The sequence below is a fragment of the Marinilabilia salmonicolor JCM 21150 genome, from assembly GCF_000259075.1.
In the GTDB taxonomy this organism is placed as follows: Bacteria; Bacteroidota; Bacteroidia; order Bacteroidales; family Marinilabiliaceae; genus Marinilabilia; species Marinilabilia salmonicolor.
Genome location: NZ_AJKI01000063.1, coordinates 86828 through 102298, shown reverse-complemented (window position 1 = coordinate 102298; position 15471 = coordinate 86828). Strand labels below are relative to the sequence as shown.

The 15471-nt window shown below is 43.3% G+C and carries 14 protein-coding genes; 11 read left to right on the top strand and 3 right to left on the bottom strand.

Annotation, left to right across the window (positions count from 1 at the left end; genetic code table 11):
* The first annotated feature begins 78 nt into the window (after nt 1–78).
* Genes W7W_RS0120910 through W7W_RS0120900 form a run of 3 tightly spaced genes read left to right on the top strand, consistent with a single transcriptional unit; the run spans nt 79 to nt 3074 of the window.
* Entirely contained in the window at nt 79–1911 is a 1833-nt protein-coding gene (locus W7W_RS0120910; protein ID WP_010665561.1) for an Ig-like domain-containing protein, read from the top strand.
* 3 nt (nt 1912–1914) lie between these two features.
* A complete protein-coding gene (locus W7W_RS0120905; RefSeq protein ID WP_010665560.1) occupies nt 1915–2226 on the top strand; it encodes an MTH1187 family thiamine-binding protein in 312 nt (103 codons plus the stop codon).
* Nucleotides 2223–3074, top strand: coding sequence for a DUF3108 domain-containing protein (locus tag W7W_RS0120900; RefSeq protein ID WP_010665559.1), 852 nt, complete (start codon nt 2223–2225; stop codon nt 3072–3074). Before W7W_RS0120905 ends, W7W_RS0120900 begins: the two co-directional genes overlap by 4 nt.
* Nucleotides 3075–3192: 118 nt before the next feature.
* Here the strand turns inward: W7W_RS0120900 and W7W_RS0120895 are convergent, their stop codons facing one another.
* Both W7W_RS0120895 and W7W_RS0120890 read right to left on the bottom strand, forming a co-directional pair.
* Nucleotides 3193–3657 carry a hypothetical protein gene (locus W7W_RS0120895; protein ID WP_010665558.1) on the bottom strand — a complete coding sequence of 155 codons (465 nt, stop codon included), beginning with the start codon at nt 3655–3657 and terminating at the stop codon, nt 3193–3195.
* 127 nt (nt 3658–3784) lie between these two features.
* Nucleotides 3785–4948 carry a glycosyltransferase gene (locus W7W_RS0120890; RefSeq protein WP_010665557.1) on the bottom strand — a complete coding sequence of 388 codons (1164 nt, stop codon included), beginning with the start codon at nt 4946–4948 and terminating at the stop codon, nt 3785–3787.
* A gap of 462 nt (nt 4949–5410) precedes the next feature.
* On the opposite strand from W7W_RS0120890, the gene W7W_RS0120885 reads away from it, so the two are divergent.
* The 7 genes from W7W_RS0120885 (at nt 5411) to W7W_RS0120855 (ending at nt 11013) form a co-directional block, all read left to right on the top strand.
* Nucleotides 5411–6550, top strand: coding sequence for a DNA polymerase III subunit (locus tag W7W_RS0120885; RefSeq protein ID WP_010665556.1), 1140 nt, complete (start codon nt 5411–5413; stop codon nt 6548–6550).
* 174 nt (nt 6551–6724) lie between these two features.
* Nucleotides 6725–7912 (top strand): PSP1 domain-containing protein, encoded by a 1188-nt coding sequence (locus W7W_RS0120880; RefSeq protein WP_010665555.1) that lies wholly within the window; start codon nt 6725–6727, stop codon nt 7910–7912.
* Nucleotides 7872–8375, top strand: coding sequence for a gliding motility lipoprotein GldH (locus tag W7W_RS0120875; protein ID WP_234408641.1), 504 nt, complete (start codon nt 7872–7874; stop codon nt 8373–8375). Before W7W_RS0120880 ends, W7W_RS0120875 begins: the two co-directional genes overlap by 41 nt.
* Nucleotides 8376–8412: 37 nt before the next feature.
* Nucleotides 8413–9174: a tRNA (guanosine(46)-N7)-methyltransferase TrmB gene (gene trmB, locus W7W_RS0120870; RefSeq protein WP_025006891.1), complete on the top strand. Its 762-nt coding sequence runs from the start codon at nt 8413–8415 to the stop codon at nt 9172–9174.
* A gap of 1 nt (nt 9175) precedes the next feature.
* Nucleotides 9176–9508 carry an MGMT family protein gene (locus W7W_RS0120865; RefSeq protein ID WP_010665552.1) on the top strand — a complete coding sequence of 111 codons (333 nt, stop codon included), beginning with the start codon at nt 9176–9178 and terminating at the stop codon, nt 9506–9508.
* A gap of 143 nt (nt 9509–9651) precedes the next feature.
* Nucleotides 9652–10761 carry an Mrp/NBP35 family ATP-binding protein gene (locus W7W_RS0120860; RefSeq protein WP_010665551.1) on the top strand — a complete coding sequence of 370 codons (1110 nt, stop codon included), beginning with the start codon at nt 9652–9654 and terminating at the stop codon, nt 10759–10761.
* A gap of 12 nt (nt 10762–10773) precedes the next feature.
* Entirely contained in the window at nt 10774–11013 is a 240-nt protein-coding gene (locus W7W_RS0120855) for a NifU family protein (protein WP_010665550.1), read from the top strand.
* Nucleotides 11014–11032: 19 nt separating this feature from the next.
* On the opposite strand, the gene W7W_RS0120850 is transcribed toward W7W_RS0120855, so the two are convergent.
* Nucleotides 11033–12388, bottom strand: a complete 1356-nt coding sequence (locus W7W_RS0120850; protein ID WP_010665549.1) for a sigma-54-dependent transcriptional regulator — start codon at nt 12386–12388, stop codon at nt 11033–11035.
* Nucleotides 12389–12657: 269 nt separating this feature from the next.
* On the opposite strand from W7W_RS0120850, the gene porW reads away from it, so the two are divergent.
* Nucleotides 12658–15435, top strand: coding sequence for a type IX secretion system periplasmic lipoprotein PorW/SprE (gene porW, locus W7W_RS0120835; protein ID WP_010665548.1), 2778 nt, complete (start codon nt 12658–12660; stop codon nt 15433–15435).
* The last annotated feature ends 36 nt before the right edge of the window (nt 15436–15471 follow it).

Sequence of the window (15471 nt, the reverse complement as noted above, 5' to 3'; positions counted from 1 at the left end):
TTGAATGCCGGACAAATTTAAAAAGTTTCATCATTTTAGTCTAACTTTGTCCTGTTCTTTACCGAAAATAAACGTCTGATGCTTAAAAATATTTCTTTTTTTGTTGTTGTCATTTTATTGTTTCTTGGGTTTTCTCAATGTGCCAATATCGGATATCCGGAGGGAGGCCCAGCTGATGAAACGCCTCCCGTGATGGTTAGTTCCACACCATCACTTAATGCCACCAATTTTGACGGAGATGAAATTGTTATGGAATTTAATGAACTGATTGTTCTTAAAGATGCTTTTCAGAAAGTGGTGGTTTCTCCTCCGTTAAACACTCCACCTGTAATCAGAGGTATGGGAAACAAGGTAACGGTTTCTTTTGAGGAGGAATTACAGCCCGGGGCTACATATACCATCGATTTTGCCGATGCGATTCAGGATAACAATGAAGGAAATGTGCTGGAGGGGTTTGCTTTCTCTTTTTCAACAGGAGAGACGCAGGACTCCCTGGAAGTTTCGGGGCATGTTTTTGATGCCTTCTCACATGCTCCCATTGCCGGCGTGATGGTCATGGCTCATACCAATCTTACGGACACTGCCCTGACTAATGTTGTGCCTCCCCGTGTGGCCAAGACGAATGAGCTGGGAGAGTTTACCATCAGAAACCTGGCCGGGGGTGAATACCGGATTTATGCCCTGGAGGATATGAACAGGGATTATAAATTTGATCAGCCCGGCGAAAGAATTGCATGGCTCAACGAACCGGTGGAACCTTCTTTTGAGTACCGCGACAGGATTGACTCCCTTTTTACCGATTCGGTGACTCTCGATACGGTGCTTATTACCAAAGAACTTGCCTATATTCCTGATAGTCTGAAACTGTTTTTGTTCCAGGAAGATTACAAAGAACAATATCTGGATTCAAGAGGCAGAAAGGATCGTCATCGGCTGGATTTCTTTTTCAACAGAAGTCTTGAAAAGAAACTTGAAGTTGATGTTATCAATGCTATGCCTGAAAGGGAAGATTGGTTTGTTTATGAGGGAACACCTCAAAATGATACGGTGATGGTGTGGCTTAGCGATAGTTCTTTGATTGCCCGTGATTCACTTTCAGTGGAGATTGTCTATCCTGTTCTGGATTCACTGAAGAATTTTGTGGACAAACGAGATACGCTTAACATGTTTCACCGAACAGTGGAGGAGCGGAGACGTAACAGGAGGGATGATGAAGAAAAAACAACCGGAGCTGAACCTTTGAGCGTTCGTAGTCCTGGAGGAAACCTTGAAATTGGTAGTAATCCTTATTTTAATTTTCCTGCTCCACTGGCTGATGTCTATCTTGATTCAATTGAGTTGTCGGTTCTGGTAGATACCGTTTACAGTCCCGTTGCATTTGATTTGCGGCAGGATTCCGTTCGCATTCGTCAGTTTATGCTGATTCATGACTGGCAACCCGGAATGAAGTATCAGCTGACGGTTGACTCAGCTGCGTTCAGGGATATTTATGGCAGGGTTAATGTTCCTTTGAAAGGAAATCTGACTGTTAAACAGGAGGATACTTATGGAACATTATATGTGGATGTTTCCGGAATGCCTGCTGATGCTGTTCTGCAGGTGTTGGATAATCAGGAAAGTGTGGTGCGACAGGGCATTTTGCCTCAAAACGGAAAGCTCGCCTTCAGATATGTTAAGCCGGGGAAATATTTCCTCCGCTTGCTGGAGGATGTAAACAGGAACGGCAAATGGGATACAGGAAATTTCCCGGAAGAAAAACAACCGGAGAGGATGCTTTATTATCCGGATGTGATAGAAATTCGGGCCAACTGGGACCAAATGGTGCCATGGGATATCAATGAGTATAAGGTATATGATTTTGTAAATCGAAACCGGGTGAAGAAAAATAACCGGAATTCTAACAGAAGGTAGCTTATGTCTGTATTGCTTAATTTTGCAATGTTTCCTACTGACAAGGGAGCAAGTGTTAGTGAATATGTCTCAAAAGTGATTGATTTCCTGCATCATTCAGGTGTTAATTATAAGTTGAATCCGATGGGGACATCTATCGAAACAGAGACTATGGAGGAGGCTTTAAGGGTGGTGAATGATGCTTACAAAATACTTGAACCATATTCCGATCGTATTTATACAACCATAAATATTGATGCCCGCAAAGGTCCGGTTGGCCGGATGAGTGCAAAAATTGAGGCTGTGGAAGCAAAATTAGGAAAGGTGCGCAAATGATTAAGAAGTTGAAAGAGTGGTTTGGTTTCCTTGTGATGAGAAATTTGTTGGTGTTTTTTTTGCTTGTCGGGTGGAGCAACCATGTTTTCGGGCAATGTTATGATCAAGTGCATAGTTTTGCTCCCGGCGAAGAAGTTACCTATCATGCCTACTATAACTGGGGCTTTGTATGGATAAATGCCGGCGAAGTGACTTTTGGGGTGGCAAAGGACCAATGGAAAGGACAGGATGCCCTGCATTTCAGGTCGTATGGAGCGACCTATAAAGCCTACGATATTTTTTTCAAAGTTCGTGATAGTTTTGATGTTTGGGTGAATCCCCTGTCCCTGGAGCCTTTGGAGTTTCATCGCCGTACCAATGAAGGGTCCTATACCGCGCATCATCATTATGTTTTTGATTCGTCCCGCCGGAAAGTAAATGCATCTATCAGTAAAAGAGGAGAAGCCTACAGGGATACTGTTTTTGACTGGCCTGAGTGCTCATTTGATTTATTATCGATGGTTTATCAGGCAAGAAAAATTGATTTTTCCCGTTATGAAGAAGGAGACCGGATACCAATTCGTTTAATTGTTGATGGTGAAATTCATCCGTTGTACATCCGTTACCTGGGCAAAGAATCTGTTAAAGACCGATCGGGGCGTGAGTTTAATTGTCTGAAATTTTCACCTTTGTTGGTGGAGGGAACCATTTTTGAAGAGGGTGAGAAAATGTTTGTGTGGGTTACAGACGATAAAAACCGGATTCCCATTGTGGTTGAGGCAAAGATACTGGTGGGATCTGTAAAGGCTGTTTTCGTAGGCGCCAAAGGACTTAAACATCCTATGAATTCGGAAGTTGTTCAAGACTAATTTCTATTCTTATAAAGGAAAAACACCCGGTCGTTATATTTCACTATCAAGGGCCATGAAGATAAAGTGAGATACGTACCGGGTGTTTTGTTTTTTACCGACTGGTGTGTCAGTTGTTTTATGCTAAATGGTTGCTCATTTGTGGAGCACGATTTGTTTTAACTTTTTCACGGGCAAATTTATCGGGTTTGAAAAATGATCTATTTTCATTACCCGTTTTGACAGGGTAATTCAGAAACGTTTCGTAGAATTTTACCTGTTCAAAATAATTTAGTTTAATAGATGTGGGACTAAATAAATATTTCTTTACCCAGTAATTTGTTCTGGTGTTGATATCGACTGTTTGCAGTCCTTTAATTTTGAAAAAATACTCTAAAATATCCTCATCACTAAAACGCTCTCCTGTGAAACTCCTGAAGGTTTTTAAAACTTCGGATTTTTGTTGGTATCCTTGCGGAAAAAGCCGCGATTCCAGTTTTTTCTGCGCTTGTTTCTTAACCCACTTCGGGTACAGCTTGCGCAACACGATGTAGGTTAATACAGTTGTTAACCCCAATGCAAAAGCAACAGGAAATAATGACATAAGCGTTTTTGACTTTGGTCTGTTTGTCTGGTTTTGAACTGTTACGTCAGTCGGTCAGAAAGGTTTCCTGTTTTTGGTTTTTATCTCAAATATATTATGAAATCATTCTTGGGAGTGACGAAGTGCTTTATTTTTTGGACAAACGTTTTGAGGCGGTTTTGAAGGGCTGTCTCTCTTGTCGAATAGTGGTGATTTGACAAGGGTTTTGCAGAATTGATTTCAATACAGTCCGAAAGGTTAACGGCTTTTTTGAACTGGCACCGGGCACTATTGGAGAGTCAATTGTAATTGAAAATTCTGTGCCGTTAATCTGGTTTTGATTTAGCTCTTGATGCCTGCGACCATGATGAAGTCGCGCAAGATATTTCTGCTCTGTCTGTCCCGGGGTTGGGACCATTATGATGCTTCGGTTAAGAAAATACATATCCATGATGGTGGAATAACCCGAACGGGAAATTATAACCTTATGATTCTGAATCAGCCGGATCATTTCCTGAGTTGGCAGATGATTCATTAAAACAGGATTGGTCATTTCCTTGTTTGCTTTGTGTCCGTTGGTTTGTCCGTTAATAAGCGTGTGTTTACCTTCCCGCTTTGCCAGTGCTTTTTGGAGCAATTCTTCAAAAATACTTCGTTGGGGTTCAGGTCCCGAAATGATTCCCAGCACGGTTTGTTGCGGGATGTTTAGAGCGGCTTCCTGCGAAATACTGTCGAAACGGGACAAAGGACCGATTAAAACAGCGTTTGACGGAAGCGAATATTGGTGGACAAGGTTCCCTGCGAGAGAGTCCTCTTTTGGGAAATCGGGTATCCAGCACTGGTCAAATTTGCCAATTAAATATTTCACCATACGGTGCAGGAGGTATTCGGCCCATTTAAGATTCCGGGGAAGTTGAATGCATATCTGATGGGTGATGATTGCCGAATTTATACCGGGATGTCTGGCGCCATAGCGGTTGTCTGAAATGATCAGGTCAGGATGAACCATATCCGTCAGCTCTCTGATGCGTTTTTTTTCTTTGCCGGGCCAGCGCATTAACTTCGGTAATTGAAATAGTATTTCTGAAAAAGCTCCCTGTTTACCTGAATAATGAATTTCCGGACCATCGAAAAATACTGTTTCAATACCGGGTTCTTCACTTTCAACCCATTTGCAGAGGCTTATTGATGCGGCAACAACCACCCGGTGCCCGTTTCGGATAAACTCCCTGATGAGGGGCAAATCACGGGCGATGTGTCCGAGTCCCCAGTCAAGCGGGCAAAAGAGTATGGTTTTTTGTGGTGGCGGCATCTTACAGTCTGTGGATGGTATATTGATAAAGCTTTGTTTTTAAAAGGCCGAAGGTCTTTAAACAATAGCCTGGGGCAGTGCCCAGGGAAAATTGTAACAAATCATTCCTCTCTCTCTTTATTTGGTCACAACTCGACCAATAAAGAGAAAGGGGGTGGGTATAACTCTAAACCCAGGGCTATTGCTCTCAGGCTTTCAGCCTGTTTACACCTCACCTGTTTTATATATAAGGAAGGTTAGGAAATATGGACCACTAATTTAATCCGAATTATTGATTTTCCCGGCCTCTGCATTACAAATCTTTGTATGGAGCGGATCAGTCTAAAGGAAGTTAAAAGGTCGAAGGTATTGGAGCAATAGACCGGGGGATTGGGTCTGAAAAGTGAGGATAATTTAGAATCCAACGTGCCGATGTTTTTGTTATCTTTGACCTCAATCAGAATAAAAGAGGTCAGGATTGTTATGCTTTTCAAAGACGTTGTAGGACAAATGCCCGCCAAAGACCATCTGATATCGATGGTCAGGGAAGACAGGATTAGTCATGCCCAGCTGTTTACCGGTTCTTCCGGAGCAGGGGTGATGCCTCTTGCACTGGCTTTTGCGCAGTATGTTAATTGCCACAATCCCGGACCTCAGGACTCTTGTGGGGTTTGTCCTTCCTGTAAAAAGATGGCCAAACTGATTCATCCTGATTTTCATTTTGTTTTTCCCATCGTAAAACGGGGAAATGAAAAGAATCCAGTATGTGCCGATTATCTCACCGAATGGAGAGAATTTGTTCTTAGAAGCCCCTATTTCACCATTCATGAATGGTTCTCGTTTCTGAATGCAGAGAAAAGTCAGGGAATGATTTACACACAGGAGGGCAATGAAATTATTAAGCGGTTAAGTCTTAAGAATTTTGAGGGTAAGTATAAGATAATGGTGATTTGGCAACCGGAGAAAATGCATAATTCTGCGGCCAACAGGTTGCTTAAAATTTTGGAAGAACCTCCCGCCCGTACTCTTTTTATTCTGGTGTCCGATTATCCTGCCGGCATTTTGCCTACCATATTGTCACGTACCCAGCAGTTGAAAACTCCCCGAATAGATGATGCCTCTATGACCCGTGGATTGATGGAAGCCTTTGGAGTCCCGGAGGATGAGGCAAAGACCGTGGCGCGTATTTCAGGCGGTGATTTTGTGAAAGCCCGGGATATTATTGGGAATAGTGAAGAAAAGCAGTATTTTAATCAGATGTTTGTAAATTTCATGAGGTATTCCTACAAGGGGCAGCTGGGTGAAATTTCAAACTGGGTGGATGAATTGGCAGTACTGCCTAAAGAACGGTTGAAAAATTTATTGCTCTATTGTATTGCAATTTTACGCGAAAGTTACATCGCGAACTATGATATAGCGGATTTGGTTTACGCCACCCCCGCAGAGAACAACTTTATTGATAAGTTCAAACCTTTTGTGAACGATCGCAATGTGGAGTCTATGGTCGAAGAGTTCTCTCTGGCTTTGGCTCACATTGAACAGAACGGTAACATCAGGCTTGTGCTTTTCGATATGGCAATCAAGATAAGCAGTTGGTTCAGAATTTCTAATAAGCTGGTTTGATTGCCCCCTGGCGGAAACGGCATTTTGCGGTTTCCATATTATTATTATATACCTGAGAACAAATGATTTTAAGGTACTCAACGGAGTATTTTTTCATGCCAAAGCATCCCGGTTTCTTGATGTAGCCCGGGCTTGGGCTGAAATTGTTTGTTCTCTTCAAAAATCAGGAATGTTATGGAAGAAGAAACAATTCCGCAGGAGAGCAAGTGTAGTACCTGCAGCAGCCGATGTGGCAAACTGGATGTATTCGACTGGCTTTCTGATCTCCCGCAATCGGGCAATGTGACTGATATTGTGGAAGTTCAGTTTAAAAATACACGTAAGAGTTTTTTTCGGAACAGCAATCAGCTGAAACTGAAAAAGGGAGATGTGGTTGCCGTTGAGGCTTCACCCGGACATGACATTGGTGAGGTAACACTTACGGGTGAGCTGGTAATTCTGCAAATGAAGAAAAACGGCTTTGATCCCGGAAGTTATGAGTTTAAACGGGTTTACAGAAAAGCCAAACCTGTTGATATTGATAAATGGGAAGAAGCCAAAGCGCTTGAGCATGAAACCATGCTGGAGTCCAGACGCATCGCAGATCGCCTCCGTCTCAATATGAAAATCGGAGATGTTGAGTATCAGGGAGACCGGACAAAAGCGATTTTCTATTACATTGCCGATGAAAGGGTTGATTTTAGGGAATTGATCAAAGTGCTCGCTGACCGATTTAAGGTACGTATTGAAATGCGCCAGATTGGCGCCAGGCAGGAAGCCGGACGTATCGGGGGAATTGGTCCCTGCGGACGTGAGCTGTGCTGTTCAACCTGGATGACCAATTTTGTGTCGGTAACGACCAATGCAGCGCGTTATCAGGAGATTTCCCTGAATCCCCAGAAACTTGCCGGACAGTGTGGGAAACTAAAATGTTGTCTCAACTACGAGTTGGATGCATACATTGATGCCCAAAAAGATTTTCCGAGAACAGATATCCCTCTGAGAACAGAGAACGAAACTTATTACCATTTTAAGACCGATATTTTTAAACGACTGATGTGGTTTTCTTCGGGACGCGAAAGTACCGGAAATGTGGTAATGCTTACGGTGGACCGGGTCAAAGAGATTATTGAATTCAATAAGAAGGGGACAAAAATTGATAAACTGGCCAGCGAAACATCTGTTACCGTTGTGAAGGACATCGATTATACCAATGTGGTAGGGGAAGATAGCATCACCCGTTTTGATGATAAAAACCCTAAGAATAAACGTCGTAAGAACAAACGCCGTAAAAATCCAAATAAGACCGGTAATGGGAATAATTCAAATCGCAAACGTAGAAATGACAGGTCATCGAATTCTTCCGGCAATCAGAAAAATTAGGTTACTACTGATGCTGATGCTGGCCGGTCTGGCATCCTGTAACCAAAGTCTTGTGTATGAAGAAAACCGGGAAATGCCGGGCATAAATTGGCATAAAGATTCTCTGGTAGTCTTTGCACCTGCCATCGAGGATACTTCAAATGTTTTGAATTTTGGTTTTTCGTTTGAGCACAATAATGATTATCCTTATAGTAATCTTTGGTTGTTTATCGATGTGAAAGGCCCCGGAGGACATCAGCAAACCGATACCATGGAGTTTTTTCTGGCTGAGCCTGATGGCAGATGGCTGGGACGGGGAGATGATGACTCCAGAACTGTCAACTGGCTTTACAAAAGGGGGGTGAAAATGCGACAACCCGGTACATATTCTTTTGTTGTTCGCCAGGGAATGCGACGAGACCGGTTGGATGGAGTACGCTCGCTGTCCATGTGGGTTGAAAAAATCGATCCTGAAACGCGGTAATCATTTTTTTGTTGTTTTTTTAATGTGTTGACCTGTTGTGGGAAAAAATAAGTTAAAGAAGTTCGCAGAAATGGCCACATATCCACATGTGGTACAGGCCCCTTTTGATGAAGTTTTTCAAAATAACCATGCACTGTATGGTAAGTGGAAAGAGCAGTTTTTTTCGAATAATAACCCTGTCGTTCTGGAACTGGGTTGCGGAAAAGGTGAATACACTGTAGGACTTGCCCGTATGTTTCCGGAGAAGAATTTTATCGGTGTGGACATCAAAGGAAACCGGATGCACCGGGGGGCTACGGATGCACTGAATGAAGGGCTAAAAAATGCAGGTTTCTTGAGGACCCGGATTGAGGCCATTCATGCATTCTTTGCTTCTTCCGAGGTGGATGAGATCTGGCTTACCTTTCCCGATCCGCAGATTAAGAAATTTCGAAAACGCCTTACCAGTACGCGTTTTCTTGCCGCTTACGGGCGTTTTCTGAAACCGGGTGGCATCATCCATCTCAAGACCGATAGTTTGTTCATGTACACTTATACCAGAGAACTTTTAAAAGTCAATGGTATTGACCCTCTGGTGGATGAGGATGATTTGTATTCTGATGGATATCAGGATGAAATTCTGGGCATTCAGACCTATTATGAGAAGAAATGGCTGGAGCATGGTATTCCTATAAAATATCTGAAGTTTGAGTTGCATAATTCCGGTAACCTGGTGGAACCGGAGGTGGAGATTGAACCTGATGAATATCGCAGTGCCGGAAGGGGGGTTAAGCCCCGGAGGACGGAAAACAATCATTGATATGGATCAGGGGTTTTTTACACGTGTTTATGAGGCTGTTAAGCAGGTTCCGCCGGGCCGCGTAACCAGTTATGGTGCTGTGGCAGCTGCTGTAGGGGCTCCTGGAGCCTCGCGGATGGTTGGATGGGCTATGAATAAAGCTTTTTCTTATCCCGGATTTGTTCCCGCGCACAGGGTGGTCAACAGAAACGGGATGCTCACAGGTAAACACGCTTTTCCCAATGCCGATACGATGCAGGAATTACTTGAAAGTGAGGGTGTTGATGTGGCGGATGATGTTGTTGTTAATTTTAACAAAGTGTTTTGGGACGACTTTAATGTCTTCCCGGAGTAATCAGAAAATAAATGAGATAATTTTCAGGACATTAATGGTTTCTTAATGTATAATGGGAAGTTCCGGTAAGTAAACATTTGTTCGCTTTCCGGAATTTTTTTTACCTTTGCCCTTATATTTAAAAAGTTTAAATAAAATTAGATATGAGTTTTTATCCACAGCTTGTAACTGATGCTTTAAAGCACGTAATCCATCCGGCAAAAGAGAAAGATATTGTCTCTTTGGGAATGGTTGAGGACGATATCCGGATTGACGGAAAGCGTATAAGTTTCAGTCTAAAATTCGACCGGGCCAATGATCCGTTTGTATCTGCCATTAAGAAAGCATCGGTTCATGCCATAAAAAAATATGTAGGCGAAGATGCCGAGATAGAAGGAAATATTTTTGTTAAAATAAATCCCCGGGCACCTATTCCTGAGCAAAAAATGTTGGCGGAGGTAAAAAATGTTATTGCGGTTGCTTCCGGTAAAGGTGGAGTGGGGAAATCCACTGTGGCCAGTAATCTTGCTGTAGCGTTGTCCAATATGGGGTATAAAGTCGGGCTGTTGGATGCTGATGTATTCGGACCTTCTGTTCCCAAAATGTTTCAGACCGAAGGAGCTCGTCCTGTATTGCGCAAAGTAGAGGGTAAAGATAAAATTGTGCCGGTGGAAAAATACGGAGTGAAAAATTTGAGCATTGGATACTTTGTGGAACCCAATGATGCTCTGGTATGGCGTGGTGCAATGGCCACCGGTGCCATTAAGCAGTTGATTGGCGATGGTGACTGGGGGGAGCTGGATTATCTTTTGCTTGATTTACCACCTGGAACCAGTGATATCCATCTTACTGTGGTGCAGACCATCTCACTGACAGGTGCGGTAGTGGTTAGTACCCCTCAGGATGTGGCGCTTGCCGATGCCCGAAAAGGAATCAGCATGTTTACCGGTGAGAAAATTAACGTTCCTGTTCTTGGACTTGTGGAAAATATGGCCTGGTTTACACCGGCTGAGCTTCCTGATAATAAGTATTACATTTTTGGGGAGGGTGGTTGTAAAAGACTGGCTGAAGAACTGAATGTGGAATTGCTGGGACAGATTCCTATTGTCCAAAGCATTAGGGAAGGTGGTGACAAAGGGGAACCATCAGCACTCAATCCTGATTCTGTGACAGGAAAGGCCTTTGCAGAGCTTGGTGAGGCCGTTGTGAAAGCGGTAGAGAAACGAAATCAGGATCTTCCTCCCACCAAGGTAGTTGAAATAACCAGGAAATAAAGGATTTTTGATATGGAAAAGGAGCAACTAAAACAACGTGTTCTGGAGGCTTTGGATAGCATCAGGCCCTACTTGCAGTCAGATGGTGGTGATATTGTTTTTGTGGAACTGACCGACGATTTGCAGGTTAAAGTGCAATTGACGGGCGCCTGCGATGGGTGTCCGATGAGTTTGCAAACCCTCAAAGGGGGAGTGGAGATGGTGGTGAAGCAGAAAGTGCCTGAGATTCTTGAGGTTGTGGCTGTAAAGTAAGGAGAATTGTACTGATGGATTAGATTTCAATGTCCGGATCCTCTTTTTTTTGATTTTTCAGTAAATTGTAAATGGTCGATTTGCCAATGTCAAGTCGCCGGGCAACCTCCATCACATTCTTGTATTTCTTAATGAAATAGATGATGATGCGTTCGTTGTATTCTTTCAGGGTTAGTTCTTCACTGAAGATTCCGGGGGTTGGATCGGTATAATTAAAAACAATATGCCGTTCTTCCAGAACACTGCTATTGGTTAATACAGCAGCAAGTTCGATGATGGCTTTTAGTTCTCTTATATTTCCCGGATAATTGTGGGATAATAATTTTTTCTTTGCCCCCGATGACAAGCTCATTGGGGGTAAATTGTTTTTCAGGCAAAAGGTCTGCAGGAAAAAATCGCCCAATATGATTACATCCTTTCCTCTTTCCCTGAGGGCGGGCATGGTGATTGGGAGCCCGGCCACGTAGTAATATAAATCTTCCCTGAACCGTTTTTCTTTAACAGCCTGGAGCATATCGTAAGAGGTGGTTGTTATGACCCGGCATTTTACCTCCTGGTCTTCGTTGCTGCCAATGCGTTTTATTTTTCTCTCCTGAAACACATGGAGGAGTTCTTTTTGCAATTCCTCATCAAACTCTGTTATGTCATCAAGTAACAATGTGCCTTGTCCTGCTTCCTCAAATTTTCCTTTGGTTGTCATCAGTGTATCCGGGAAGGCTCCTTTTTCTACTCCGAAAAGGGTGTTCCGGAGTTCTTCTTTCGACATGGAGGTAATGCTCACTTTGATGAATGGATGATTTTTTCGGTCAGAATTGTAATGAATGGTTTTTGCAACCAGGTCTTTACCCGTGCCGGGTTCACCAAGGATGGAAACATTAATTTTCGTAACTTTTGTGGCTTTGTCAATAAGTGAGAAAGTATTTTTAAGTGCGGGGCTGTTTCCCTGCAGCGTGTCGTGAAAAGGATATTTAACTGAAACCTCTTTTTTCAATTGATCCAATTGGCTCCTGAGTTCCTGATTCGAACGGATTTTTTTTAAGGTGTGCAGAAGTCTCTCCTTAATGTTTTCGTCCTTGGTGATGTAGTCGTAAGCACCTTCTTTTAACAATTGAACTGCCAGGCGCAGGTTATCCTGACCGGAGATGATAATTATTTCAGTTTCCGGATTCAGGTTTTTGATCTTTTTCATTAACTCTGTTCCTGACATATCGGGTAACCCAAGATCCAGGGTAACCACATCCGGAAGGGCGGTAACCCGGGTAAGGAAGCTCCGGGCGTCAGGGAAACTCCGGGTTTCATAGTTCCCGGATTGCGCCAGTATATGTTCAATCATTCTGCTGAACAGAACGTCATCTTCGATGATGTCAATTTTCATAAGCCGGGAATTTGTAATTGTTTTATTTCGTATTGATAAAAAGGCATCTTGTACCCGGTTTTAATGGAAATTAGCCATGATGCTTCAAAAAAACTTCCACTCAGATGATTATCTTTGTTGTGATTTGTCTGTGGAAATGCAATTAATAAAATTTTTTCCGACATTGAGGTGCTTCTGTTTATCGGGTTAAAAGTATTTTTTCTTCCTCAATTTGTGAAATATTTTTGCCGCAGTTTAGTTTATAATGTATTATCAGTTCGGTTTTGTACATGAAAAAAACGAATTTCATATTCATATTTATTTTTTTGGTCTCTCTGGGATGTTCAACTCAAAAAAATACCTGGTTGTCGCGTGGTTATCACAATCTCACTGCAAGATACAATGTGTTATTTAACGGGCAACAGAGTTTTAGCAACGGTCAGGAGAAAATGCGTGAATCGGTAAAAAATGATTATACCCGGATTCTGCCGGCATTTGCTTATTCTGATATTTCAGGAAGTCAGGTGCCATCATCCGACATGAACAGAGCCATCCGGAAAGGATACAAACTTATTGAAAAGCACTCTATTACTGCAAAACCCAACCGTTCAGTGCGTGGTGCAGGTGAGGAATACCGGTCTTTTTACAATCAGCGGGAGTTTAATCGTTGGGTAGATGAAGCTTATATGCTGATCGGGAAGGCTCATGTTTATTCGCGAGACTGGTACGAAGGGATTGGCGCATTTAACATGGTTCTGCAATTATTTCCCGAAAAATCAGTGAGGTTCGAAGCTATGTTGTGGATGGCCAGAGCCTACATTGAGATGGGGGATTTTAAGAATGCAAAATTATATCTTGATCGATATTCCTCCGGTGTGGAAGATGAAAAAAAGTTTCTTTCCACTGCTGCTGCAACCCATGCCTGGTTTTGGATTGCTCAGGATCAGCCGGAAAAAGCCATGGAATATTGTCCCCTGGCAGCAGAGAATGCCACCGACAGATGGCAGAGAGTAAGATGGTATTTCATAATGGGGCAGCTGGCTGAGAAAATCGATAATTCTGCTATGGCAATTGATGCATACGAGAAGGTTGTTTCTATGAATCCCGATTATGAAATGGTTATTCATGCCCGGGTGAAAAACGCTATGATTGCCGGTAGTATGGGAGATACTGAAGAGGCGAGAGAAGTTCTGAAGAAATATGCGCGTGAATTTAAGAACCTGGATTACAGAGATCAGATTTATTATGCACTCGCTCAAACCTACCTGGAAGAAGGGGATACGCTGAATGCGCTGTTAAACCTTCAGCTGGCTGCAGGGTATGGTGGCAAAGACCGAATTCTTGCCGGGAATATTTATCATCGAATGGCCGATATTTATTTTCAATCATCAGAATACGTGGCAGCAGATGCTTATTATGATTCTACGCTTACCGTATTGCCCCAGGATTATCCCGGTATTGAGGAAATTCATCAGTTTCGTCGGAGTCTGGCTCCGCTTGCTGAAAATTTGCGTACTTTTCAATATGAAGATAGTGTGCAACGCATCGCTACTCTTCCTGAAGAGGAACGGGCCCTTTTTATTGACAACCTCCTGGCTGCTATGCAGGAACAAGAGCAGCAGGCTCAGGCAGGGGGTGCCCCAATGGATGATGCCTTCTTTTACAGGAATTTTGCCAACCGGGGAAGTCGAAGTACTGATGAATCCGGGAAATGGTATTTTTACAATCAAACAATGGTCAGTCTGGGACAAATGGAATTTGAGAAACGCTGGGGACGCAGGGATGATGAGGATAACTGGCGCAGGAAAAATAAGACATCACTTGCCGACCGGCAAAACCCGGGCGAAATGGATGGAATGATGCCCGATGATCCTTTTAGTCAGCAACCTCCTGGCCCGGGCGGGCAGGAGGCAGACGAAAAAGGTGGCGGGAAACCTGACCGGGAGTCTTTAGTTGCCGGGTTGCCCCTTACACCTGAAGCCTTGAAAGAGTCGCATTTGAAAGTTCAGAAGGCACGGTTTAATGCCGGACATCTGCTGGCTCAGAATTTTGATAAACATGAAGAGGCTATTGAGCAATTTGAGGAGCTCATTAGTGCTTATCCCCAAACAGATTTGCGGGAGCAGGCGCTCACCGGAATTTATCTGTCGTGTGCTGAAATCCCCGATCGTCAGTGTATGGCCCATTACGGTCAAGTGATTATGGATGATTACCCGGATAGTCGCTTTGCTGCTTTTGTCGAAGATCCGGATTATTTTGCAAAACTCGAAAAAAGACATCTTGAGTTGGACTCTTTATATGTTTCAGCATTCGATGATTATAAGAAGGGGTATTGGAGCAGAGTTTTAGAGCAATCGAGCATGATTGTTGAATCCGGTTATGATGCCATAAAACCCAATGCTCTGTTGCTGAACGCTGCTGCTTACAGCCGAATGGGAAATACAAATGCTTTCAGAGACGGCCTGCTTACCCTGACAGACCAATATCCGCAATCCTCACAGGCAGAAGTGGCACGGCACTGGCTGGAAATGTTGAAACAGGGGAAAGAGCCGGAACAGTTGCTGGCCGAAACTTCTGGTTCAGAAAGCCCGGAATCCCATGGGGCTGAAGGAGATTCTACTGAGGCGGAGAGTCAGAAGTTTTCCTTTAGTCCTGATTCCACGCATTATTTGATGATTGTGCTCCAACCGGAAGCGGATGTCAATCAGATATTGTTTTATTTGGCTAATTTTAACTTTGACAGATACACCATTGGCGGGTTGCGGTTGGAAAGCAGTACGCTTGGGGGAGTATATAACACCCTGCAAACAGGGCCCTTTGAGAACAGCCGGGTGGGACTGGACTACTTTTTTGCATTGCTGAACAATCCTTCTGTTTTTGCAGTTGATAATCCGGGACGACCTTTGTTATTGCTTGTTTCTGAAGACAATTACAGTGAATTGAACAACGCCTCGGACATAGAACTGTACCGGCAGTTTTTTCTGGATAATTACTTGCCGGGAAGTGATCCGTCAGCCATTGTTGTTACGGAGAATGAAATTCCGGAGGAGCCCTATAAAAGTCATTAGCAACCGCCGTAAGATTTGGAATGAAAAGCGCTTCGA

What these genes read in the sequence shown, in the direction of transcription:
- W7W_RS0120890 (WP_010665557.1), bottom strand. Translation starts at nt 4,948, where the DNA reads ATGCCGCCACCACAAAAAACCATACTCTTTTGCCCGCTTGACTGGGGA.
- W7W_RS0120875 (WP_234408641.1), top strand. Translation starts at nt 7,872, where the DNA reads ATGACAGGTCATCGAATTCTTCCGGCAATCAGAAAAATTAGGTTACTA.
- W7W_RS0120860 (WP_010665551.1), top strand. Translation starts at nt 9,652, where the DNA reads ATGAGTTTTTATCCACAGCTTGTAACTGATGCTTTAAAGCACGTAATC.
- W7W_RS0120855 (WP_010665550.1), top strand. Translation starts at nt 10,774, where the DNA reads ATGGAAAAGGAGCAACTAAAACAACGTGTTCTGGAGGCTTTGGATAGC.
- W7W_RS0120910 (WP_010665561.1), top strand. Translation starts at nt 79, where the DNA reads ATGCTTAAAAATATTTCTTTTTTTGTTGTTGTCATTTTATTGTTTCTT.
- W7W_RS0120850 (WP_010665549.1), bottom strand. Translation starts at nt 12,388, where the DNA reads ATGAAAATTGACATCATCGAAGATGACGTTCTGTTCAGCAGAATGATT.
- W7W_RS0120865 (WP_010665552.1), top strand. Translation starts at nt 9,176, where the DNA reads ATGGATCAGGGGTTTTTTACACGTGTTTATGAGGCTGTTAAGCAGGTT.
- W7W_RS0120885 (WP_010665556.1), top strand. Translation starts at nt 5,411, where the DNA reads ATGCTTTTCAAAGACGTTGTAGGACAAATGCCCGCCAAAGACCATCTG.
- W7W_RS0120905 (WP_010665560.1), top strand. Translation starts at nt 1,915, where the DNA reads ATGTCTGTATTGCTTAATTTTGCAATGTTTCCTACTGACAAGGGAGCA.
- porW (WP_010665548.1), top strand. Translation starts at nt 12,658, where the DNA reads ATGAAAAAAACGAATTTCATATTCATATTTATTTTTTTGGTCTCTCTG.
- W7W_RS0120895 (WP_010665558.1), bottom strand. Translation starts at nt 3,657, where the DNA reads ATGTCATTATTTCCTGTTGCTTTTGCATTGGGGTTAACAACTGTATTA.
- W7W_RS0120880 (WP_010665555.1), top strand. Translation starts at nt 6,725, where the DNA reads ATGGAAGAAGAAACAATTCCGCAGGAGAGCAAGTGTAGTACCTGCAGC.
- W7W_RS0120900 (WP_010665559.1), top strand. Translation starts at nt 2,223, where the DNA reads ATGATTAAGAAGTTGAAAGAGTGGTTTGGTTTCCTTGTGATGAGAAAT.